The following is a 21497-nucleotide window of genomic DNA, read 5'->3' as shown; positions in this document are numbered from 1 at the left end:
GCGTCACCGCCGCAGTGCGCGTTCCAGCGCATCGAGGAAGCGCGAGCGGTCCGCCCTGGCGAAAGGCCGCCCGCCGCCCTGGCGAAAGGGATCGGCGCTGCGCAGGTCGGACATCAGGTCGCGCGTGGCCAGCGCCATGCCGATGTTCGCGGTGGTCAGTGCCTCGCCGTTGGGTTTCAGCACCGCCGCGCCTGCTGCCACGCATTTCGCCGCCAGCGGGATGTCGCCCGTCACCACCACATCGCCGGGTCCGGCGGTGGCGGCGATCCATTTGTCAGCCTCGTCCGGGCCTTCGGCGACGAAGACGCTTTCCACCAGCGGATTGGCCGAGGGCCGGATGCCGCCGTTCGACACCAGCACCATGCGGATGCGGTGGCGCGTCGCCACCGTTTCCGCCTCGGCCTTCACCGGGCAGGCATCCGCGTCGATGAGGATGCGGCGCTCAGTCATACAGCGCCGCGGCGTGGAAGCCGATGTGATCCTCGATGAAGCTGGAGACGAAGAAGTAGCTGTGGTCATAGCCCTTCTGCATGCGGAAGATTCCCCCCTGCCGCCGCGCCGCCATTGCCTCGGCCAGCGCCTCGGGTTTCAGCAGGTCAAGGAACTGGTCGGCCGAGCCCTGGTCGATCAGGATCGGGCCGTCGAAGCCGCGCTTGCGCATCAGCAGCGTCGCGTCATGCGGCGCCCATTTCGCCTCGTCCGCGCCCAGATAGGCTGTGAACTGCTTGCGGCCCCAGTCGCTGCCCGAAGGGTTGGCGATGGGCGCGAAGGCCGAGACGGAGCGGAACCGGCCCGGAAAGCTCATGCCGATCGTCAGGGCACCATGGCCACCCATCGAATGCCCGGTGATCGCCTGCCGCTCCTCGGCTACGGGGAAGGCCTTGAAGATCAGCTCGGGCAGTTCTTCCGTCACATAATCCCACATGCGGAAATGGGTGGACCACGGCTTTTCCGTCGCATTGACGTAGAAGCCTGCACCCTGACCCAGATCATAGGCCTCGTCATTCGGCACATCGGCGCCGCGCGGCGAGGTGTCGGGGAAGACCAGCGCAACGCCCGCTTCGGCCGCCCATTTCTGCGCACCCGCCTTCACCATCGCATTCTCATGCGTGCAGGTCAGGCCCGAGAGATACCAGATCACCGGCACAGGGCCGCGTTCGGCCTCTTCCGGCAGGAACAGGCCGAAGGTCATGTCGCAGCCGCAGGCGGTGGAGCCATGGCTGTAGACGCCCTGCACGCCGCCATAGGCGCGGTTTTCGGAAACGGTTTTCATCGTCGGTCCTCCTTAGCCCGTGATCCAGGCGATGATCATTGTGACGGTCAGGATGCTGGCCGCCGTGGATACAAGAATGGCAGTGGACACCCGTTGCGGGGCCACGCCGTAATGTTGCGCTAGGATATAGACATTGCCCGCGACCGGAAGGCTCGCCGCCGCCACCATGACGCCCGCCGCCGACGGATCGACCGGGAAGATCACGAAGGCCGCCAGCGCCACCAGCGCCGGATGCAGCACCAGCTTGGCGAAGGACAGCCAGATCGCCACGCCCAGCCGTTCCGCCCCGCGCCCGGCCAGCGAGGCGCCGATGGCGAACAGCGCGCCGGGGGTGGCGGCACCGCCGAGGATGCCCAGAAACTCGTTCACCGGGCCGGGCACCGGCAGCGCCGCTCCGGACCAGATCAGCCCCAGCACGATCGACACCACCATCGGGTTCTTCAGCCAGCCCATTGCCAGCATGAGCAGCGTCTGCAACCCCGGTCGCCCGCCGCGCGCGGCGGTGATGATCAGTGTGATGAGGGACGAAAACACCACCATATCCACCGTCAGCACCATCAGCACCGGCCCGGCCGCCTGCGCGCCCAGCAGCACGACCAGCATGGGCACGCCCAGAAAGCCGGTATTGCCCGATTGCGCGCATTGCGCCTCCATCGCCGCTTCCTCGACCCCGCGACCGCGTGCCATGGCGATGGCCATGACCGCCGCATAAAGCAGCAGCGAGGCCGAAAGATAGGCCAGCACGAAGGGCAGGTCGAAGATTTCCGCAAGGCTCAGGTTCGCGGCAAAGCGGAACAACATGGCCGACAACGCGAAGTAGAACACGAATTTGGTCAGCCAGGCCACGCCTTCGGGCGGGAAAAACCGTTTCCGGCCAGCCAGATACCCCACCGCGATCAGGGCGAAGAAGGGCAGGGTTTTCACAAGTATCGGCAGCATGTTCCGGGGTCCGAGCGTTGGCCCAAGCTTTCACGCCGCGCGGGCGGATGCAAGGCGGGTTCAGCCTTGCGTCTGCGCGTCGGGAATATGCTGGCCGGGCAGGCTGTGGCCATTGGCGCGCAGGGTCGCCACCAGCCGCCCGTCGCCGCCGGTGACCATGATGTCATAAATCGCGCTGCGACCGCTGCGTGACAGCTCGGTCGCCGTGGCGGTCAGCGTCTCGCCGCCACGCGCCGGGCTGACGAAGGTGATCTGGTTCACCTGTGCCACCATCGGCACGTTATGGCTGTTGGCGGCATAGGCAAAGGCGCTGTCGGCCAGCGCGAAGATGAACCCGCCATGGCAGATGCCATGGCTGTTCAGATGCTGCGGCCCCAGATCGAGGCACATCACAGCCCGGCCCGGCGCCACCTCGGCCAGCCGTGTGGCAAGGGTCCGGTTGGCTTCGTCCCCCGCCCACATGGTTGCGGCGCAGGCTTCGGCAAGCGCCTGCGGCTCCATCAGCCATTCTCTTTCAAAACGGTGCCCGCAAGGTAAAGCGAGCCACAGATCAGCACCCGTGCCTGCGGGTTGCGGTCGGCGATTCCGGCCAGCGCAGCGCCCACGCTTTCGGCCTCTGCGGCCACGATGCCCGCCTTGCGCGCGGCTTCGGCCGTCACTTCGGCAGGCAGCGTATTCTTCTCGCCCGGAATCGATACGGCATGCAGTTCTGCCAGATGCGGTGCCAGCGGGCGCAGGTAACCGCCGATATCCTTGGTGTTCAGCATACCGCAGATGGCGAAGGTCGGACGCGCAGACATGGCGGCCAGCGTCGCGGCAATGGCCTCGCCCCCCGCCGGGTTGTGGCCGCCGTCAAGCCACAGCTCCACCCCCGGCGCCAGATCGACCAGCGGACCCTGACGCAGACGCTGCATCCGGGCGGGCCAGAAGGCGCGGGTCACTGCCGCCTCGCAGGCGGTCTCCGACGCGCCCAGATGGCGCAGCGCGGCCAGCGCCGCCCCGGCATTCTGGATCTGATGCGGGCCGGGCAGGTTGGGCAGCGGCAGGTCCAGCAACCCGGTTTCATCCTGAAACACCAGCCGCCCGCGTTCGGTGGTCACATGCCAGTGCTGGCCATGTACCAGAAGCGGCGCCCCCAGCCGGGCGGCGCGCGTCTCGATCACGTCCAGCGCCGCATCTTCCTGCGGGCCGACCACGCAGGGCACGCCGCGTTTGAGGATACCGGCCTTTTCCCCAGCAATCTCGGGCAGGGTTTCGCCCAGATATTGCTGATGGTCGATGGAAATGGGCGTCAGCACCGTCAGCGCCGGGCGATCCACCACATTCGTCGCATCCAGCCGCCCGCCAAGCCCCACTTCCAGCAGCGTGTAATCCGCTGGGGTGCGGGAAAACGCCAGCAGCGCGGCGCAGGTGGTGATTTCGAAAAACGTGATCTCCTCGCCGCCATTCGCCGCGACGCATTCATCCAGCAGCGTGGCCAGCGCCTCTTCGGAAATCAGTTCGCCCGCCAGCCGGATACGTTCATGGAACCACGCCAGATGCGGCGAGGTATAGGCGTGGACAAGCTTGCTGTCGGCCTCCAGCCCGGCGCGGATCATCGCCTGGGTCGAACCCTTGCCATTGGTCCCGGCCAGATGGATCACCGGCGGCAGTGCCCGTTCGGGATGCCCCAAGGCCGCCAGAAGCCGGTGCACCCGGTCAAGCGTGAGGTCGATGATCTTGGGGTGGAACTCCATCATACGCGCCAGAATCGCGTCGGAGCGGCTGGTATCGGTCATCGCGGCCTCGAAGGCGGAATGTTGAAGGGGGAGGGCGGGCCAGTTCTGGCCCGCGAAAGCTCAGCCCTGCGCAGGGGCGGGCTGTTCCACAGGCTGCGCCGGGGGCAGGTCGCCATGCACGGCGGGTGTTTGCCCGGTCAGCATGCGCAGGATGGTGACCAGTTCCTCCCGCAGTTTCTTGCGGTGGGTCACCCGGTCCAGCATGCCGTGATCCAGCAGATATTCCGCGCGCTGGAACCCCTCGGGCAGCTTTTCGCGGATGGTCTGTTCAATGACGCGCGGCCCGGCGAAGCAGATCAGCGCATTCGGCTCGGCGATCTGCACATCGCCCAGCATCGCGTAAGAGGCCGTCACGCCGCCGGTCGTCGGATGGGTCAGCACCACGATATAGGGCAGGCCCGCTTCCTTCAGCATCTGCACCGCCACGGTCGAACGCGGCATCTGCATCAGCGACAGGATACCTTCCTGCATCCGGGCGCCACCGGCGGCGGAAAACAGGATCAGCGGCCGCTTCAGCGCCACGGCACGTTCAGCCGCTGCCACGATGGCATTGCCGACATACATGCCCATCGAGCCGCCCATGAAGGAAAAATCCTGTGCCACGGCAACAACCGGGGTGCGCAGCATCTCGCCCTCGGCCACCAGCATGGCATCCTTTTCGCCGGTGGCTTTCTGCGCGGCCTTCATGCGTTCGGGATATTTCTTCTGGTCGCGGAAATGCAGCGGATCTGCGACCGGCTCAGGTACTTTCACCTCGACGAAGATGCCGCCGTCGAACATCGCGCTGAAGCGCGCGCGCGGCGTGATCGCCATATGATGATCGCAATGGGTGCAGACGTTCAGGTTCTCCGCCAATTCGCGGTGAAACAGCATCGTCCCGCATTCGGGGCATTTCGTCCACAGGTTCTCGGGTACCTCGCGGCGCGAGAACAGCGAGTTGATCTTCGGGCGGACGTAGTTGCTGATCCAGTTCATACGGGCAGGCCCCTCTTTCTCGGTCGCGTTCCGAAATAAGCCGCGAGGGGCGGAATTGCAATCGCGCGCGCTGTCTTGCCGACGGGGCGGGTGGTCGTGGCGCTCCCGCTTGCCCGGCTGTGGCGCGCGCAGTATGACGTTCCGGTTTTCCGGAGAGCTGTGCCTTGACCGCTGTTTCGCGCCCCTTTCGCCTTCCCGCCCTGCTCGCTGCCGCCGCGCTGTTGCTTGCGGGCTGCGTCATGCCCGCAACCGGGCCTGCGGGGGACTACCGGCAGCGCGTCGTGACCGCCGCGAAAGTCGCGGTGGCGGCACCGACCGGCTACTGCATCGAACCGGCCTCGGTGGTGGAGCGTGCCGACAGCGCGGTGCTGCTGCTGGGCCGCTGTGCCGGGGACGCGACGCAGGACCCGGCGGTTCTGACCGCCAGCGTCGGGGCGGCAGGATCTGCTGCGGGGCTGGATGTTGCCTCGGGCGGGCGGGAATTCGCAGCGTTTTTCCGGTCTGATCGCGGTCGGGCGGCGCTGAGCCGTCGCGGACGGGCCGGGGACGTGACCGTGCATCAGGCGCTGGGTATTCCCGGTGCCTTCCTTCTGCGGTTCGAGGATCGCGGTGCCAGGGGGGCCACGATGCAACCGGAAAGCTGGCGCGCCATCCTGACGCTGCGGGGACGGCTGGTCAGCCTGTCGGTCACCGGGGTCGCCGGACAGGGCGGATTGGACCGCGCTGAAGGCCGGGCCCTGCTGGAAGCTTTCGTCAGGGCGGTGCAGCGTGCCAATCCTGCGGGCAAGCCGGCAGGCTGAGGGACGAAAAGGCGCGAAATTCCGGCGGCTTGGGGTGGCGTTCTTAATTATTTAGGGTGATAAACGAATCGTTTCTTGGCATGAAACGGTTTAACCGGCGGTGCGGACCGTCCGGCGCATCATCAACGGTGACATGGGCAACAAACTCGACAATCTTCTCGACCGACTGATCCAGCGCCGGTTCGAACGGCGTTGGGCGGGATGGGCGGATCGCGCCACCCAGATGGGGCTGGAAGAGCTGCGCGACCTGCGGGGCCGTGCCCGCGCCGCGCGCCGCCAGCTGGACCGTGTGATCCATGTTGCGGAACACCGGCTCGCCCTGCCGGTGATCGGCTCCAACGCCTTGCGCAAACCCATGGGGTCCGACTGGGTCTGGCGTCCTGACCTGTGGAAGGGCGAAATTCCGGTGCCGGGCTTTTCCTCTGTCCCTTCCAAACAGCCGGTTTGCGAGGGGGCGACGCTGTTCCACGATTGCCGCCGCTCGGAACTGACCGTGCGGCAGGTGCGCAATACCCGCGAGGCCGATCTTGCCCCCTTCGGGCTGCGGATGGATGTGTTCCGCTTTGACGGCTCGTTCCTGTCGCTGGTGCTCGACCTGCCGCCCGAGTCGGTGCAGGGCTTGCGCCTGCGCCATCTGATCCGGCTTGACGTGATCGTCGAGATGGAGAAGCCGCTGGAAATCTTTGCCCGTCTCAACGTGCGGCATGGCCCGAACGTCGAACAGATCGTGCGCGAACTTCCGCTTGCCGAAGAAGAGGTCATGGTCGAATTCGACCTCGCCTATACGAAGATGAGCGAGAAACGCGTCGAGAAAATGTGGATCGACCTGATCTTCGAAGGCCCGGAGATGAACCAGATCATCCTGCGCGACGTGACGCTGTCACGGCGGCCCCGCGCGGATATTTGAAAGGACGCCTGCCATGGCAGAGGCCAAGCTGACAAAGACGAAAGTCCGGGCCGGGGTCTGGGAGGGGCTGCTGACGGCCGAGGGCGGCGCGCCCGCGCTGGAAGTGCTGCATCTGGAGCAGAAACTGCCGGGGCTGAGCGTGACCGAAGTGCCCGGTCAGCCCGGCCATTATGCGGTGCGCCTGCCCATCCCCGCTTCGGTGCTGACCGAGGGCGTGCAGACTTTCCTGTTCCGCGATGCCATCACGGGCGACAAGCTGGGCCATTTCACCATCATCACCGGGGTGGCGATGGAGGATGACCTGCGGGCCGAAGTTGACCTGCTGCGCGCCGAACTCGACATGCTGAAACGCGCTTTCCGGCGGCACTGCCTGGAAACCACGGGCTGAGGCACGCCACCGCGTCTGCCGGGCGCGGGCAAAAGTTTTTCTGAAAACTTTTGCAAATTTCTTCAAAGAAATTTGCGGGCTCTGGACTTTCCGGCCGGGGTGACCAGATTCATCCCCGACAGGATCAGGAGGCCGCATGTCCCGCTTTGCCAAGACCGCCGAGGCCGTCGCCCGGCTGACCCCCGAACAATATCGCGTCACGCAGGAAAATGGCACCGAGCGTCCGTTCACCGGCGCCTATGACCATCATTTCGAGCCTGGCATCTATGTCGATATCGTATCGGGCGAACCGCTGTTTTCTTCGGCTGACAAATACAACAGCGGTTGTGGCTGGCCTGCCTTTGCCCGTCCCATCGACGAGGCGCATATGGTGGAACTGCGCGACACAACACATGGCATGATCCGCACCGAGGTGCGTTCAACCCATGGCGACAGCCATCTGGGCCATGTCTTTCCAGATGGTCCGCATGAAATGGGCGGGCTGCGCTACTGCATCAATTCCGCCAGCCTGCGCTTCATCCCGAAGGACCGGATGGAAGAGGAAGGCTATGGCGACTGGCTCGACCGGGTGTAACCCCCGGGTCGCTTCACGCCCAGGTGCGGAAGAATTTGCCGGCGGGGGACAGGGTGAAGATCTCGCAGCCCTCTGCCGTCACACCCACTGAATGCTCGTATTGCGCCGAAAGTGACTTGTCGCGGGTGACCGCGGTCCAGTCGTCGGCCAGCACCTTGGTTTCGGGGCGGCCGAGGTTCACCATCGGTTCTATGGTGAAGAACATGCCTTCCTCCAGCACCGCACCGCTGCCCGCGCGGCCGTAGTGCAGCACGTTCGGTGGGGCGTGGAACACCCGGCCAAGGCCGTGGCCGCAGAAATCGCGCACCACCGACATGCGGCTTGCCTCGACATAGGTCTGGATCGCGTTGCCGATGTCGCCGAAGGTATTGCCGGGTTTTACCGCCGCGATGCCGCGCATCAAACCTTCGTGCGTGACCTCGATCAGCCGCTCCGCCTTACGGCCCAGATTGCCTGCCACGAACATGCGGCTGGTATCGCCATACCAGCCATCCACGATGACAGTGACGTCGATATTCAGGATGTCGCCATCCGCCAGCACCTTGTTGCCGGGGATGCCGTGGCAGACCACATGGTTGACGCTGATGCACGAGGCATGGCGATAGCCCTTGTAGCCAATGGTGGCCGAAATCACGCCGCGCCGTTCAACCTCGGCGGTGATGAACTCATCCAGATCGCCCGTTGTCGCGCCCGGTTTCACCAGCGGGATTACCGCGTCGAGGATCTCGGCCGCCACCTGCCCGGCGGCGCGCATCCCGGCGAAATCGGCCGGGTCATAGATGCGGATGCCATCCTTGGTCACGCGGCCGCGAGTCTCTTTCACGGGGTATCCTTTCCTTAAGGCTTGCGTCTAGATAAAGCCTCGGGCAGCAAAAGGCCAGAGCCGGGCGTGTTCAGGCAGGCGCGGCGCGGATCGTCAAGGAGACCGTCATGACCAACCCCACAGCCGCGATGCTGGTGATCGGCGACGAGATTTTGTCGGGGCGCACGCGCGACAGCAATACGCATTATCTTGCGGGGGAACTGACGCAGCGCGGAATCCGGCTGATGGAGGCGCGCGTGGTGGCCGATGACCATGCGGCCATCGTCGAGGCGGTGAATGATCTGCGCGGGCGCTGGGATCATCTGTTTACCAGCGGCGGCATCGGGCCGACGCATGACGATATCACCGCCGATGCGGTGGCGGCGGCCTTCGGTCTGGGTATCAGCCATCGCGCCGATGCGATGGCGCTGTTGCAGGCGCATTACGACCGCGCGGGGCTGGAGTTCAACACGGCCCGGCAGCGCATGGCGCGCATACCGGATACGGCAACCCTGATCGACAATCCGGTCAGCACAGCGCCCGGCTTCACGCTGGGCAATGTGCATGTGATGGCGGGCGTTCCCAACATCTTTCAGGCCATGGTGGCAAGTGTGCTGCCCAAACTGACCGGGGGGGAGCCGCTGCTGAGCCAGTCGCTGCGCGTCAATCGTGGCGAGGGCGAGATCGCGGGGCCTTTCGCCGCGCTGGCGGCTGAATTCCCCGACCTCTCGATGGGGTCTTATCCGTTCATCCAGAACGGTGCGCATGGCACCAATCTGGTCATCCGGGGCACCGACCCGGCGCAGCTGGATGCGGCGATGACCAAGCTTTGCGCGTTGTTCTCGTGATGGGCGGGCTTCTGACACCGGAAGGGCTCGCCGGGGTGATGGAGACGACATGGCCGCCCGCCCGCAGCTTCGTTGAGGGTCCGTGGCGGCTGCGCGACGGGCAGGGTGGTGGTCAGAGGGTGTCGGCAACCACGGCGGAGGGGGCCTGGACCGAAGCCGATCTGCTTCAGGCCGAAACCGCGATGACCGCGCTGGGGCAGAAGCACCTCTTCCTGATCCGCGCAGGCGATGCCGCGCTGGATGCGGCGCTGGACGCACGGGGCTACCGGATCAATGACCCTGTGGTGGCCTATGCCGCCCCTGCCGAGGATCTGGCGCAGCCGGTCAGCGGCATGGCGGCTTTCCTGCACTGGCCGCCGCTTGCGATTGCCGCCGATATCTGGGCGGCCGGGGGCATTGGCCCGGCCCGCCTGGCGGTGATGGATCGGGTATCGGGGCCGAAAGTGGCGATCCTTGGTCGGACCGATGACACGCCTGCCGGTGCCGCCTTTGTCGCGGTGTCTGGCCCGGTTGCGATGCTGCATGCGCTGGAAGTGCCGGTGACGATGCGTCGGCGCGGTGCGGCGGCGGTGATGATGCGGGCTGCGGCGGGCTGGGCGGTGATGCAGGGGGCTACCACCTTCGCCGTGGTGGTGACCGAGGCCAATGCCCCGGCGCGCGCGCTTTACGCGCGGTTGGGTATGGTCGAGGCCGGGCGCTATCACTACCGGCTGAGGGATTGACCATGCGGCGGTTCTGCCTTGGGCTGGCGCTTGCGCTGCTGCCGGGTGCTATGGCTGCGGCACCGCTGTCGCTGCGCCTGCCCGGCCCGGCGACCGAGACCGCCCGCATCACGGAACCCGGCGCCAGCTACCGGATGCCGCTCGGCCCGTGGCAGGACGGTCGGGTCAAAACCCGTGTGGCAGAAGGGACGGTTGAACAGGTGGCCTGGCGCATCGCCGGTCCTGTATCCACGCTGGACCTGCTCGCGCCCCTGCGCAAACAGCTGCAGGCGGCGGGCTGGCAAGTGCTTTACGAATGCGAAACCGATGCCTGTGGCGGCTTCGATTTCCGCTATGATCTGCTCCTGATGACCGAGCCGGACATGCATGTCGATCTGGGCGATTTCCGCTATCTCGCCGCGGCGAAGGGGGATGAGGTGCTGAGCCTGATGGTCAGCCGGTCGCAGGCCTCGGGGTTTGTGCAGATGACGCGGGTTCAGCCCGGCGCTGTCGCAGAGGAAACCGGGTTGCAGCCTGTTGACCTTGGCGAAGCCGAAACACCGCCCGCGGGTGTTCCGGGTGAGGCCCCGGATATCGGTGCCGCGCTGGAGGGACAGGGCCATGCGGTGCTGGAGGGGCTGGATTTCGCCTCGGGCGCGGCCCGGCTGGAAACCGCGGGCAATCCGGCCTTGCAGGCGCTGGCCGACTGGCTGGCGGCCAACCCGTCGCGGCGCATCGCTCTGGTCGGCCATACCGATGCCTCGGGCAATCTCGCCACCAATCTGGCGCTGTCGAAGCAGCGCGCGGCGGCGGTGCGGCAGGCGCTGATCGCCGCCGGGGCCGATGGTGCGCGGATCGAGGCGCAGGGCGTGGGCTATCTGGCACCCCGCGCCAGCAACCTGACCGAAGCCGGGCGGATGGCGAACCGGCGGGTCGAGGCGATCCTGACCTCAACCGAATAGCGGCGCCTTCCCACGCCGCGCGCTTTGGCGTAAAGGCACTGCGCAAAGGAGTGCGCCCATGAGCCTGAACACCTTCGGTCACCTGTTCCGCGTCACCACCTGGGGCGAGAGCCATGGCCCTGCGCTGGGCGCCACGGTCGACGGCTGCCCGCCGGGGGTGGAGATCGGGGCGGCGGCGCTGCAACACTGGCTCGACCGGCGCAAGCCAGGCCAAAACAAGTTCACCACCCAGCGGCAAGAGGCCGATGCGGTGAAGATCCTCTCGGGTGTCTTCGAGGGGAGATCGACCGGCACGCCTATCCAGCTGATGATCGAGAATACGGACCAGAGGTCGAAGGATTACGGCGACATCGCCCGTGCCTTCCGCCCCGGCCATGCCGATCTGGCCTATCATCTGAAATATGGCCTGCGCGATTATCGCGGCGGTGGCCGGTCCTCGGCCCGCGAAACCGCGGCACGGGTGGCGGCAGGGGGCGTCGCGCGCGCGGCGCTGGCCGCGCTGGTGCCGGGGCTGACCATCACCGGCTATATGGTGCAGGTCGGCCCGCACGGGATCGACCGCAGCCGGTTCGATGCGACCGAGATCGAGAGGAACCCGTTCTGGTGTCCCGATGCTGTGGCGGCGGAAGGCTGGGCCGGCTATCTGGATGACCTGCGGCTGAACCACAATTCGGTGGGTGCGGTGATCGAGGTTGTGGCCTCCGGCGTGCCTGCGGGGCTGGGCGCACCGCTTTACGGCAAGCTCGACAGCGATCTGGCGGCGGCGATGATGTCGATCAACGCGGTGAAGGCGGTGGAGATCGGCGAGGGCATGGCGGCGGCGGCGCTGACCGGGGTGGAAAACGCCGACGAGATGCGCATGGGGCCGAACGGGCCGGAATTCCTGTCGAACCACGCGGGCGGCATTCTGGGCGGTATTTCCACAGGGCAGGATGTGGTGGTGCGCTTTGCAGTGAAGCCGACCTCCTCGATCCTGACGCCGCGCAAGACGGTCAATCAGGCAGGCGAGGAGATCGAACTGATCACCAAGGGCCGCCATGATCCCTGCGTCGGTATCCGCGCCGTGCCGGTGGGCGAGGCGATGATGGCCTGCGTGCTGCTCGATCACCTGCTGCTGGATCGCGGCCAGACCGGCGGTGTGCGCGGCACCGTCGGGTGAGGCGCAAATCTTTTGCGAAAAGATTTGCAAATTCGTTGATCAACGAATTTGCGCCTTGCCCTGACCGCGCAGGCGGGTGTGAAACGCGCGCAGCAGCGGCACGCGGCGGGGCCGGAAGCTTTCGTCGCTTTGCGTGACCTCTGACATCTGGTGCAGCTTGAAGCGGCGGAAGTCGTTGCGCAAACAGCACCAGGCCAGCAGCATCAGTGATTTGTCCAGCCAGACCACCGACAGCGGCCAGATCCGGCGCTGGCTGTTTTGGCCCGCATTATCCTCATAGCGCAGGTCCAGCGCGCATTCGGCCCAGATCGCCTCGCGGATCAGGCCCAGATGAGGCGGGGCGGGCTGGCGCGGCTCGAAGCGGTAGATTTCCTGTGCGGCATGCAGCGCTTGCCGCTGCACCCGTTCGGGCAGGGTGGCGATGATGCGGGCGGCGGCGGTTTCAGCCGCGCGGGCCAGTGCCGGGTCGCCTGCAAGGCGGATCTCGGCCAGCCCGAGCATCAGCGCCTCGACCTCCATCCGGGTAAACATCTGTGGGGGCAGGGCCGGATCTTCGGTCAGCGTGTAGCCTACTCCGGCCTCGCCCTCGATCCGCGCTCCTGCCGCTCGCAGGCTGGCGATGTCGCGGTAAAGCGTGCGCGGCGAGACTTCAAGTTCCTCTGCCAGCCGCGCGGCTGTCGCGGGCGGCGGCAGGCGGCGCAGGGCATCCAGCAGGCGGAACAGGCGGTCGGATCGGGCCATGATGCTGACAGCTTTCGTCAGGAGGGGTGCAGCATAACAGGGGCATGCAGAAAGAAAAGGAGCCTGCCATGCTGACCCTCTGTCACGCGCCCAATTCGCGGTCCTCGCGCATCCTGACCCTGATCGAGGAGATGGGGATCAGGGATGAGGTGGCGCTGCGTCCCGTCACGATCCGCCGGTTTGACGGTTCCGGCGGACCGGATGCGGCGAATCCGCATCCCGAGGGCAAGGTGCCGCTGCTGGACCATGACGGGACACTGATCTCGGAAACGGCGGCCATCATGCTTTATCTGACGGCACTGTTCCCGCAGGGGGGCATGGCGCCGCCGCCTGGCGATCCGCAGCGGGGCGCGTTTCTGACCTGGCTGTTCTGGTATGGTGCAGTCATGGAACCCGCGCTGATCGTGGCGCGCAGCGGGCTGTCGCATCCGGCCTTCACCGCCACATGGCGCGGCACAGATGAGGTGGCGGCGCGGATTTCGGCGGCGCTGGCGCGCGGGCCGTGGCTGCTGGGCGATCGCTATTCGGCGGTCGATCTGCTGGTGCATTCGCCTTATGCCTGGTTCCGCGAGGCGACGCCGGACGACCCGGCGATCCGCGACTGGGTGGCGCGGTGTCAGGCGCGCCCGGCGGTGGCAGCGATGCTGGCGCGGGATGCGGCGCTGATGGCGGGTTAGGGCCGCGCGCGGGTCTCGCGGGCGCGCTGCACGGCAAGGATACCGGCCATGACCACCACGACCCCGGCAATGTCGGTGGCCCGGATCTGTTCGCCCAGCAGCGCGGCCGCGATGGCCACGCCAAAGAACGGGTTGAGGAAGTGAAAGCTCGATGCCTTCACCGCGCCGATCTGGTGCACCAGCGCGAACCACAGCACCGTCGCCGCGATGCCGGGCATGAAAATCTGATAAGTCATCGCGGCAATCCACTGCGGGTTCGTCGGCAGGTGCCAGCTTTCCAGCAGCCCGCCCGCGACCCACAGAACCGCCGCCCCGACCCACATCTGAAGCCCGACGATGATCCACAGATTGCCGCCCGACGCCGCGCCGCGCAGGGTCAGCGTTGCGGTGGCCAGCGCCAGCGCGGCGGCAAGGCAGAAGACCACGCCCAGCGGGTCGGCTCCGCCGGTCAGCCGCGCCGCCATGATCAGCGCCACGCCACTGAAACCGAGGCCAAGGCCCAGTACGCCCAGTGGCGACAGCCGCTCCCCCCGGAAGGCCCAGCCCAGGGCCGCAACGATCAGCGGCATGGAAGAGGCGATGATCGCGGCCAGCGACGCCTCGATCCATTGCATCGCGATGAAATTAAGACCCAGATACAGTGCGTTCTGGCACAGGCCGAAGATCAGCGTGGCCCGCCATTGTGCGCGCGTCAGGCGCAGGCTTTGCCCCAGCAGCAGGCCGATGCCGACCGCAACCACGCCCGAGATGCTGAACCGTAGCGCCAGCGACAGCAGCGGCGGTGCTTCGGCCACGATGATGCGGGCTACGGCATAGGCCGAAGACCAGATCAGGGCGAAGCACAGGCCGGTGACAAGGGCGCGCAGGTTCACGGGGCAATCCGGGCAAAGGAAGGGCGCAAGAAAAAGGCCGCCTCGCGGGCGGCCTTGGCGAACGGCGCGGGGCCGATCAGGCGTTCACGCTGTCTTTCAGCGCTTTCGCGATGGTGAATTTCACCTGCTTGTCGGCCGGCTTGGTCACGGTTTCGCCGGTGGCCGGGTTGCGCACCTGACGTTCCGGGCGGGCGCGGCAGACGACCTTGCCAAGGCCCGGCAGCGTGACGGCGCCACCGGCGGCCACTTCCCGCGCCACGATGGCGGCGATCGCATCCAGCGCGGCGCCGGCGGTCTTCTTGTCTGCGCCCATCGCGTCGGACAGGGCGGCCACGAGTTGCGTCTTGGTCATCGGTTTCGACATTTTTCTTTCCTTTGGTCTTGTCCCCGCCTTTGGGCGGAGAATAAGCCCCTCGGGGCATTGATGGACAGTGCTACACAGGTTTTCGCGGCAAAGTGCAAGCCCAGAATGCCGGGATGCGCGCCCTGCCGCGCTACTGCATCGCAGCGTTACAGGAAGGCGGTTTCCTCGAAGCTGCGCAACTTCCGGCTGTGGATACGTTCAACCGGCATGTCGCGCAACTGTTCCATGGCGTGAATGCCGATCAGCAGATGGCGCGCAACCTGACTGCGGTAGAAATCGGTTGCCATGCCGGGCAGCTTCAGCTCGCCATGCAGCGGCTTGTCCGAGACGCAGAGCAGCGTGCCATAGGGCACCCGGAAGCGGAAGCCGTTGGCGGCGATGGTGGCGCTTTCCATGTCCAGTGCGACGGCGCGCGACTGGCTGAGCCGCTGCACCGGGCCGGACTGGTCGCGCAGTTCCCAGTTGCGGTTGTCGATGGTGGCAACCGTGCCGGTGCGCATGATCCGTTTCAGTTCGTAACCCTGCAACTGGGTCACATGTTCCACCGCGCGCTCCAGTGCGATCTGGATTTCCGCCAGCGCCGGGATTGGCACCCAGATCGGCAGATCGTCGTCCAGAACGTGATCCTCGCGCAGATAGGCATGGGCCAGCACGAAATCGCCAAGGCTTTGCGAATTGCGCAGGCCGGCGCAGTGACCCACCATCAGCCAGGCATGTGGGCGCAGCACGGCGATATGGTCGGTCGCGGTCTTGGCGTTCGAAGGGCCGACGCCGATATTGACCAGCGTGATGCCCTGCCCGTCGGGGCGCTTCAGGTGATAGGTCGGCATCTGCGGCATCTTGGGCAGCACCACAAGATCGCCGTCAGGCGTGGTAATCTCGGCATTGCCGGGCGCCACGAACGAGGAATAGCCCGAGGCCGGATCACCCAGAACCTTGCGGGCATAGGCCTCAAATTCATCCACATAGAACTGGTAGTTGGTGAACAGGACGTGGTTCTGGAAATGCCCGGCATCGGTCGCGGTGTAATGCGAAAGCCGCGCGAGCGAGTAATCCACCCTTTGCGCTGTGAACGGCGCCAGCGGGCGCGAGCCGTCGGGATACTCGGTCAGCACGCCGTTCACGATGTCGTCGTTGGTGGTGGCCAGATCCGGCACGTCGAACACGTCGCGCAGCGGGAAGTCCAGCACGCCCTCCTGCGGCACCAGAACGCCGGGGCGGTTGGCCAGCGCGAAATGCACCGGGATCGGGGTTTGCGACGGGCCGATGGCGATGGGCACGCCGTGGTTTTCGATCAGCAGGCCAAGCTGCTGGATCAGGTAGTTACGGAACAGGTCAGGCCGGGTGATCGTGGCGACATAGGTGCCGGGCTGGGCCACATGGCCGAACGATAGCCGCGAATCCGCCTTGGCAAAGCTGGTGGTGACCAGCCGGATCTCAGGATAGCAGGCGCGCAGCCGCGTCTCGGGGCGGTTGCCCTGCATCACAGCATTGAAACCGGCGGTCAGATGCGCGACGGCGGCATCGTAAAGGTCTTGCAGCCGGTCAACGGCGGCGGTCGGATCGGTGAAATATTCCTGCGCCGGATCGGCCGGCGCGTTTTGCGTTTCGGTAAACTGCGTCACATCTTTTTCCATTTTTTGATCGCCCTTTTTGCACCTTTGCCGGGGGGCAAATCAAGTCTGTTATGGGGGCGCTAACGCAGGCTGGTGAAAGCCGCGTGACATGCGGTCGCGCCACCACGCCTTGCCAAGGGCGGCGACAGGGCCGAAAACGGGGAGAACGGGAAGGGCGGGGCAGGATGGAACGGCATTTACTGGCAATCGGTTACGGCTATTCGGCGCGGGCACTGACGCGGCGGCTTCTGGCGCAGGGCTGGCAGGTCACCGGCACCACCCGCAGTGCCGACCGCGCGGCGGCCATGGCGGCAGAGGGCGTAACGCCGCTGATCTGGCCCGGCGTCGATCTGGCCGGAGCCGTGGCGGGGGCAAGCCATATCCTGCTTTCCGCCGCGCCGGATGCGGCGGGCGATCCGGTTCTGACGGCGGCGCCGGAGGCGTTCGACCGGCCGCTGCCGGGGCTGCGCTGGCTGGGGTATCTATCCACCACCGGGGTCTACGGCGATCACGCGGGCGGCTGGGTGGATGAGACGACACCCCTGACGCCCGGCACCACGCGCGGCCATCAGCGCGTCGCGGCTGAGGCTGGTTGGCAGGCGCTGGCCGCCGCTCAGGGGCTGCCCCTGCATATATTCCGCCTTGCCGGGATCTACGGCCCCGGTCGTGGCCCGTTCCGCAAGGTCAGGGACGGCACTGCGCAGCGGATCGTGAAGCCGGGGCAATATTTCTCGCGCATCCATGTCGAGGACATCGCGCAGGTGCTGGACGCTTCGATCAACCAGCCCGAGCCGGGGGCGATCTACAATGTCTGTGACGACGACCCATCGCCGCCGCAGGACGTGCTGACCCATGCGGCCGAGTTACTGGGAGTGGACCTGCCGCCGGTCGTGCCGGTCGACGAGGCTGAGATGACGCCGCTGGCCCGCAGTTTCTATGCCGAAAGCAAGCGGGTGCGGAATGACCGGATGAAGCGCGATCTTGGCGTGCAGCTTGCCTATCCGACCTACCGGGAGGGGCTGGCGGCGCTATTGGCCGAACACCTCAGGTCAGGCGATTGAGGAGCGCCATAAGGTGCGCCCGTTCTGCCCGGTTCAGCGGTTCCATCGTGGCGGCGCTGATGCGCAGCCCGTCGGCATAGCGCGCAGAGACAAGTGCTGCGCCCGCCTCGGTCAGTGTGACGGTCAGGCGGCGTTTGTCGCCCGGATCGGCGGCGCGGGTCACAAGGCCCAGCTTTTCCAGGCGGCCCACCACGCCTTTCACCGTCGCCGCATCCATCGAGGCCGCGCGGCCCAGATGGTTCTGGCTCAGCGGCCCCTGTTGGTGCAGCCGCACCAGGCAGGCGAATTGCATGGCGGTGATTTCGGGGATGTGCTGCGAGAAGATCGCAAGGTGGCGCTGCGTCACCCGCCGCAGCAGGTAACCGACCTGATCGTCCAGCACATAGGGTTCGGTTTCCTCGCTCACCCCTCTCCGATAGCGGCGGGGGACGGCGGGGGCAAGCGCTTTGCCATCAAAACCCTTGCCATCAAAATCGTTGACAGCGGGCGGCAGATCGCCGCAGGATGTTTGCATACAAACAATCTACACGCCGTTCCCGCCCCGACCCGCAACCCGCGAGGCCGTTTGTGACCGATTACGCGCGCCCCGATACGCTTGACCAGGCGCTTGGCCTTCTGGCCGCGGGCGGATGGCGTGTGCTGGCGGGGGGGACGGATCTTTATCCCGCTACACAGCGACAGGCTTTGGGCTTTGCCGCGCTGGACCTGACCGCGCTGCCGGGGATGACCGCGATCACCGAAACCCCCGAGGGGCTGTATATCGGCGCGGGGGTCACATGGTCCGCTCTGGCCGCTGCCAATTTGCCGCCCGCCTGTGCGGGCCTGCAACAGGCGGCGCGGCAGGTGGGTGGGTGGCAGATCCAGAATGCAGGCACGGTGGGTGGCAATCTTTGCAATGCCTCGCCCGCCGCCGATGGTGCGCCGCCGCTGCTTGTGCTGGAGGCAGAGCTGGAGCTTGTCTCGCCCCGTGGTCCGCGCCGCCTTCCACTGGTCGAATTTCTGACCGGCGCGCGACAAACCGCGCTGGCGGCGGATGAACTGCTGCTGACCCTGCATCTGCCGCGCAAGGCGCTGGCGGGGCGGTCGGCCTTTCAGAAGCTGGGTGCGCGGGCGCATCTGGTGATCTCCATTGCCATGGTGGCGGCGCGGCTGCGGCTGGAGGGCGGGGTGATTGCCGAGCTTGCATTATCCGCCGGGGCCTGTGCGCCGACCGCGCGTCGTCTGGCAGCGGCGGAAACGGCCTGCCGGGGTCTGCCGCTGGCCGAGGCACTGGCGCGCATCACGCCCGATCTGTTGGCTGCTGACCTTGCCCCAATCGACGACGTGCGCGGCAGCGCCGCCTATCGGCTGGAGGCGGCGGCAGAACTGACCCGCCGCGCGACGATGGAGGCGGTGGCATGAGCTGCGTCAACGGCAAGCCTGTCTCCTTCATCGGCACCACCCGACGCCTGTCGGATGCGCTGCGGGAGGAGGCGGGGCTGACCGGCACCAAGGTCGGTTGCGATGCCGGTGATTGCGGCGCCTGCACCGTGCTGCTGGATGGCGCGCCGGTTTGCGCCTGCCTCACGCCCACCGCCCGCGCCAAGGGCCGCGATGTCACCACCATCGAGGCCGACGATCTGCTGCTGACGGCGCTCCGCGCCAGCTTTCTGCGCCATGGTGCGGCACAGTGCGGCATATGCACCCCCGGTATGCTGATGACGGCGCTGGCGCTGCTGCGCCGGAACCCCGCGCCCTCGCGCGCCGAGGCTGAGGCCGCCTTGGGCGGTGTTCTGTGTCGCTGCACCGGCTATCAGGCCATCATCACGGCAGTCTGCGATACCACGCCGCCGCCCGCTGCGCCCGAGGGGCGGGTGGGGCAGGCCATTCCCCGGCTGGATGGTGCGGCCAAGGTGGCGGGCGATCTGTTCGGTGCCGATGTCTGGCAGAAGGGCGGGCTGGTGGCGCGGGCGATCCGGTCGCCTCATCCGCATGCGCGCTTCACTTTCGGCGATCTGGCGGCCTGGGCCGCGGCGCAGCAGGCACAGGTGTTCACCGCTGCCGACATCCCCGGCCGCAATGCCTTTGGCGTCATCCCGGCCTTCGCAGACCAACCCGCGCTGGCCGAGGGCACCGCCCGCTTTCGGGGCGAGGCGGTGGCACTGGTGGCTTTCGAGGATGGGGCGGAACCAGACCTTTCCAGCTTCCCGGTCAACTGGCAGTCCTTGCCGCCGGTCACGATGGCAGAGGCAGAGGCGCCGGACGCGCCGCTGGTCCATCCCTCGCGTCCCGGCAATATCCTGATTGCGGGCCGTGTGCGGCGCGGCGATGCCGCTACCGCGCTGGCGGATTCCGCCTTCGTGGTCGAGGGCGAGATGCAGACCGCTTTCGTCGAACATGCCTATATCGAGCCCGAGGCGGGTGCAGCCTGGATGGAAGGCGACACGCTTTGCATCCGTGCCTGCACCCAGGCGCCGGTGATGGACCGCGACGATACCGCCGCCGTTCTGAGCCTGCCGCCGGAGCGGGTGCGCATCCTGCCCTCGGCGGTGGGGGGCGGGTTTGGCTCGAAACTGGATGTCAGCCTGCAACCGCTGATCGGGCTGGTGGCGCTGCGCACCGGGCGGCCCGTGCGGATGACCTACAGCCGCAGCGAAAGCATGACTTCCACCACCAAGCGCCATCCGGGGCGGATGCGCGCGGCGCTGGGCTGCGATGCCGAAGGGCGACTGACGGGCATGACCTTCGACGGCAGTTTCGACACCGGCGCCTATGCAAGCTGGGGGCCGACGGTGGCCAATCGCGTGCCGGTCCATGCCTCCGGTCCCTACCGGATGCCCGCCTATGCGGCCGAGGCGCGGGCGGTGCATACCCATGGTCCGGTTTCCGGCGCCTTCCGGGGCTTCGGCGTGCCGCAGGCGATGTTGCTGTCGGAAACGCTGATCGACCGGCTGGCCGAGGCGGCGGGCATCGACGCGCTGGAGTTCCGGCTGCGCAACGCCCTGCGCGCCGGCGACGAAACCGTCACAGGCCAGCGCCTCGCCGCGCCGGGCATCCATGAATGCCTGACCGCGCTGCGCCCGCACTGGCAGCGCGCCTTGGCCGAGGCGCAGGTGCCGGGGCGCGGAGTGGGGCTGGCGACCTGCTGGTATGGCTGCGGCAATACCTCGCTGCCCAATCCTTCGACCATGCGGCTGGGCCTGACCCGTGCGGGTGTGCCGGTGCTGCATCAGGGCGCGACCGACATCGGGCAGGGGTCCAACACCGTCATCCCGCAGATCGCGGCAGAGGCGCTGGGCCTGCCGCTGGCCGCCTTGCGCCTGATCGGCCCCGATACCGCGCTGACGCCGGATGCGGGCAAGACCTCAGCCAGCCGGCAGACCTTCGTCTCGGGCCGCGCGGCACAGGCGGCTGGGGCCGCGCTGCGGGCCGAGATTTTGCGGCGGCTGAACATGGGGCAGGGCGCGCGGCTGGCGCTGGAGGGCGTCACGCTGACCGGCACTGAAAACGGCCAGACCGCGCGGCTGAGCCTTGCCGCGCTGCCGGAAGACCCCTTCGGCTATGTGCTGATGGCCGAGGAAAGCTATGACCCGCCCACTACAACTCTGGATGAAAACGGGCAGGGCATTCCCTATGCCGTCTATGGCTTCGGCGCGCAGATGGTGGAACTTGAGGTCGATGCCGCGCTGGGGGCGGTGCGGCTCCTGAAGATCACTGCGGCGCATGACCTTGGCCGCGCCATCAACCCGCTGCTGGCGCGAGGGCAAATCGAGGGCGGTATCGCGCAGGGCATCGGCCTTGCGCTGATGGAAGAATATCTGCCCGGCCGGACCGAGAACCTGCATGATTACCTGATTCCTACCACTTCGGACGTGCCGCCCATAGAAAGCCTGCTGATCGAGGTGCCGGACCCGGAAGGCCCCTTCGGTGCCAAGGGGTTGGGCGAACACACGCTGATCCCCACCGCGCCTGCGATCCTGAACGCGATCCGCCACGCCACCGGCATCACCTTGGCCCGTGTTCCGGTGCTGCCGCACCGGCTGCGCACGGCGATTAAGGGGTGCCGGGCATGAGGCTGCTT

The 21497-nt window shown here is 66.9% G+C and carries 24 protein-coding genes; 12 read left to right on the top strand and 12 right to left on the bottom strand.

The window, feature by feature from the left end; translation table 11 throughout:
- Positions 1–3: 3 nt before the first annotated feature.
- From C8N34_RS11720 to accD, 6 genes are read right to left on the bottom strand one after another with little or no spacing between them, the layout of a single operon-like run.
- Entirely contained in the window at positions 4–450 is a 447-nt protein-coding gene (locus tag C8N34_RS11720; protein ID WP_054302486.1) for a YaiI/YqxD family protein, read from the bottom strand.
- Positions 443–1273, bottom strand: coding sequence for an S-formylglutathione hydrolase (gene fghA / locus C8N34_RS11715; RefSeq protein WP_108128998.1), 831 nt, complete (start codon positions 1271–1273; stop codon positions 443–445). The genes C8N34_RS11720 and fghA overlap by 8 nt, the downstream gene beginning before the upstream one ends.
- 12 nt (positions 1274–1285) lie before the next feature.
- Positions 1286–2212, bottom strand: a complete 927-nt coding sequence (locus C8N34_RS11710; RefSeq protein WP_108128997.1) for an AEC family transporter — start codon at positions 2210–2212, stop codon at positions 1286–1288.
- Positions 2213–2272: 60 nt separating this feature from the next.
- Positions 2273–2713, bottom strand: coding sequence for a hotdog fold thioesterase (locus C8N34_RS11705; protein ID WP_108128996.1), 441 nt, complete (start codon positions 2711–2713; stop codon positions 2273–2275).
- Positions 2713–3990, bottom strand: coding sequence for a bifunctional folylpolyglutamate synthase/dihydrofolate synthase (locus tag C8N34_RS11700; RefSeq protein ID WP_108128995.1), 1278 nt, complete (start codon positions 3988–3990; stop codon positions 2713–2715). The genes C8N34_RS11705 and C8N34_RS11700 overlap by 1 nt, the downstream gene beginning before the upstream one ends.
- Before the next feature lie 60 nt (positions 3991–4050).
- Complete coding sequence (accD, locus tag C8N34_RS11695) at positions 4051–4965, bottom strand: acetyl-CoA carboxylase, carboxyltransferase subunit beta (RefSeq protein WP_054302481.1); 915 nt, start codon at positions 4963–4965, stop codon at positions 4051–4053.
- Between the two features lie 164 nt (positions 4966–5129).
- Here accD and C8N34_RS11690 point away from each other — a divergent pair, with 164 nt between their 5' ends.
- The 4 genes from C8N34_RS11690 to msrB all read left to right on the top strand — a co-directional run bounded on the left by C8N34_RS11690 (position 5130) and on the right by msrB (position 7634).
- Positions 5130–5765 (top strand): cation transport ATPase, encoded by a 636-nt coding sequence (locus C8N34_RS11690; protein ID WP_242013781.1) that lies wholly within the window; start codon positions 5130–5132, stop codon positions 5763–5765.
- A gap of 133 nt (positions 5766–5898) precedes the next feature.
- Positions 5899–6672, top strand: coding sequence for a DUF6478 family protein (locus C8N34_RS11685; protein ID WP_054302479.1), 774 nt, complete (start codon positions 5899–5901; stop codon positions 6670–6672).
- Between the two features lie 13 nt (positions 6673–6685).
- The gene (locus C8N34_RS11680) at positions 6686–7060 is read left to right on the top strand and encodes a hypothetical protein (protein ID WP_054302478.1); all 375 of its coding nucleotides are present in this window, start codon (positions 6686–6688) and stop codon (positions 7058–7060) included.
- 136 nt (positions 7061–7196) lie between these two features.
- Positions 7197–7634, top strand: a complete 438-nt coding sequence (gene msrB / locus C8N34_RS11675; protein WP_108128994.1) for a peptide-methionine (R)-S-oxide reductase MsrB — start codon at positions 7197–7199, stop codon at positions 7632–7634.
- Positions 7635–7647: 13 nt separating this feature from the next.
- Here msrB and map read toward each other — a convergent pair whose 3' ends face one another.
- Positions 7648–8457, bottom strand: coding sequence for a type I methionyl aminopeptidase (gene map, locus C8N34_RS11670; RefSeq protein ID WP_108128993.1), 810 nt, complete (start codon positions 8455–8457; stop codon positions 7648–7650).
- Between the two features lie 107 nt (positions 8458–8564).
- On the opposite strand from map, the gene C8N34_RS11665 reads away from it, so the two are divergent.
- Genes C8N34_RS11665 through aroC form a run of 4 tightly spaced genes read left to right on the top strand, consistent with a single transcriptional unit; the run spans position 8565 to position 12106 of the window.
- Positions 8565–9284, top strand: coding sequence for a competence/damage-inducible protein A (locus C8N34_RS11665; RefSeq protein ID WP_108128992.1), 720 nt, complete (start codon positions 8565–8567; stop codon positions 9282–9284).
- An 11-nt stretch (positions 9285–9295) separates the two neighbouring features.
- Complete coding sequence (locus C8N34_RS11660; protein ID WP_108129032.1) at positions 9296–10006, top strand: GNAT family N-acetyltransferase; 711 nt, start codon at positions 9296–9298, stop codon at positions 10004–10006.
- A gap of 2 nt (positions 10007–10008) precedes the next feature.
- Positions 10009–10947: an OmpA family protein gene (locus C8N34_RS11655; RefSeq protein ID WP_108128991.1), complete on the top strand. Its 939-nt coding sequence runs from the start codon at positions 10009–10011 to the stop codon at positions 10945–10947.
- A gap of 58 nt (positions 10948–11005) precedes the next feature.
- Positions 11006–12106: a chorismate synthase gene (aroC, locus tag C8N34_RS11650; protein ID WP_108128990.1), complete on the top strand. Its 1101-nt coding sequence runs from the start codon at positions 11006–11008 to the stop codon at positions 12104–12106.
- A gap of 39 nt (positions 12107–12145) precedes the next feature.
- Here aroC and C8N34_RS11645 read toward each other — a convergent pair whose 3' ends face one another.
- A complete protein-coding gene (locus C8N34_RS11645; RefSeq protein ID WP_108128989.1) occupies positions 12146–12847 on the bottom strand; it encodes a helix-turn-helix transcriptional regulator in 702 nt (233 codons plus the stop codon).
- Between the two features lie 68 nt (positions 12848–12915).
- Here C8N34_RS11645 and C8N34_RS11640 point away from each other — a divergent pair, with 68 nt between their 5' ends.
- Positions 12916–13524, top strand: a complete 609-nt coding sequence (locus C8N34_RS11640) for a glutathione S-transferase family protein (RefSeq protein ID WP_108129031.1) — start codon at positions 12916–12918, stop codon at positions 13522–13524.
- On the opposite strand, the gene C8N34_RS11635 is transcribed toward C8N34_RS11640, so the two are convergent.
- The 3 genes from C8N34_RS11635 to C8N34_RS11625 all read right to left on the bottom strand — a co-directional run bounded on the left by C8N34_RS11635 (position 13521) and on the right by C8N34_RS11625 (position 16385).
- A complete protein-coding gene (locus C8N34_RS11635; RefSeq protein WP_108128988.1) occupies positions 13521–14396 on the bottom strand; it encodes a DMT family transporter in 876 nt (291 codons plus the stop codon). The genes C8N34_RS11640 and C8N34_RS11635 overlap by 4 nt on opposite strands.
- 76 nt (positions 14397–14472) lie before the next feature.
- Entirely contained in the window at positions 14473–14760 is a 288-nt protein-coding gene (locus C8N34_RS11630; protein ID WP_108128987.1) for an HU family DNA-binding protein, read from the bottom strand.
- A gap of 146 nt (positions 14761–14906) precedes the next feature.
- On the bottom strand, positions 14907–16385 hold the full coding sequence (locus C8N34_RS11625; RefSeq protein WP_233557055.1) for an AMP nucleosidase: 1479 nt from the start codon (positions 16383–16385) through the stop codon (positions 14907–14909).
- 176 nt (positions 16386–16561) lie between these two features.
- Between C8N34_RS11625 and C8N34_RS11620 the strand changes: the two genes are divergently transcribed.
- On the top strand, positions 16562–17437 hold the full coding sequence (locus tag C8N34_RS11620; RefSeq protein ID WP_108128986.1) for an SDR family oxidoreductase: 876 nt from the start codon (positions 16562–16564) through the stop codon (positions 17435–17437).
- On the opposite strand, the gene C8N34_RS11615 is transcribed toward C8N34_RS11620, so the two are convergent.
- Positions 17421–17843: a MarR family winged helix-turn-helix transcriptional regulator gene (locus C8N34_RS11615; protein WP_054302614.1), complete on the bottom strand. Its 423-nt coding sequence runs from the start codon at positions 17841–17843 to the stop codon at positions 17421–17423. The two genes, C8N34_RS11620 and C8N34_RS11615, sit on opposite strands and share 17 nt — an antisense overlap.
- Positions 17844–18004: 161 nt before the next feature.
- Here C8N34_RS11615 and C8N34_RS11610 point away from each other — a divergent pair, with 161 nt between their 5' ends.
- Positions 18005–18838 (top strand): FAD binding domain-containing protein, encoded by an 834-nt coding sequence (locus C8N34_RS11610; protein WP_108128984.1) that lies wholly within the window; start codon positions 18005–18007, stop codon positions 18836–18838.
- On the top strand, positions 18835–21489 hold the full coding sequence (locus C8N34_RS11605) for a molybdopterin-dependent oxidoreductase (RefSeq protein ID WP_108128983.1): 2655 nt from the start codon (positions 18835–18837) through the stop codon (positions 21487–21489). The genes C8N34_RS11610 and C8N34_RS11605 overlap by 4 nt, the downstream gene beginning before the upstream one ends.
- Positions 21490–21497 lie beyond the last annotated feature (8 nt).

Source organism: Gemmobacter caeni (assembly GCF_003054195.1).
Classification (GTDB): Bacteria; Pseudomonadota; Alphaproteobacteria; order Rhodobacterales; family Rhodobacteraceae; genus Gemmobacter; species Gemmobacter caeni.
Note: the sequence above shows the minus strand (reverse complement) of the source record. Positions and strands in the feature narration are given on the sequence as shown.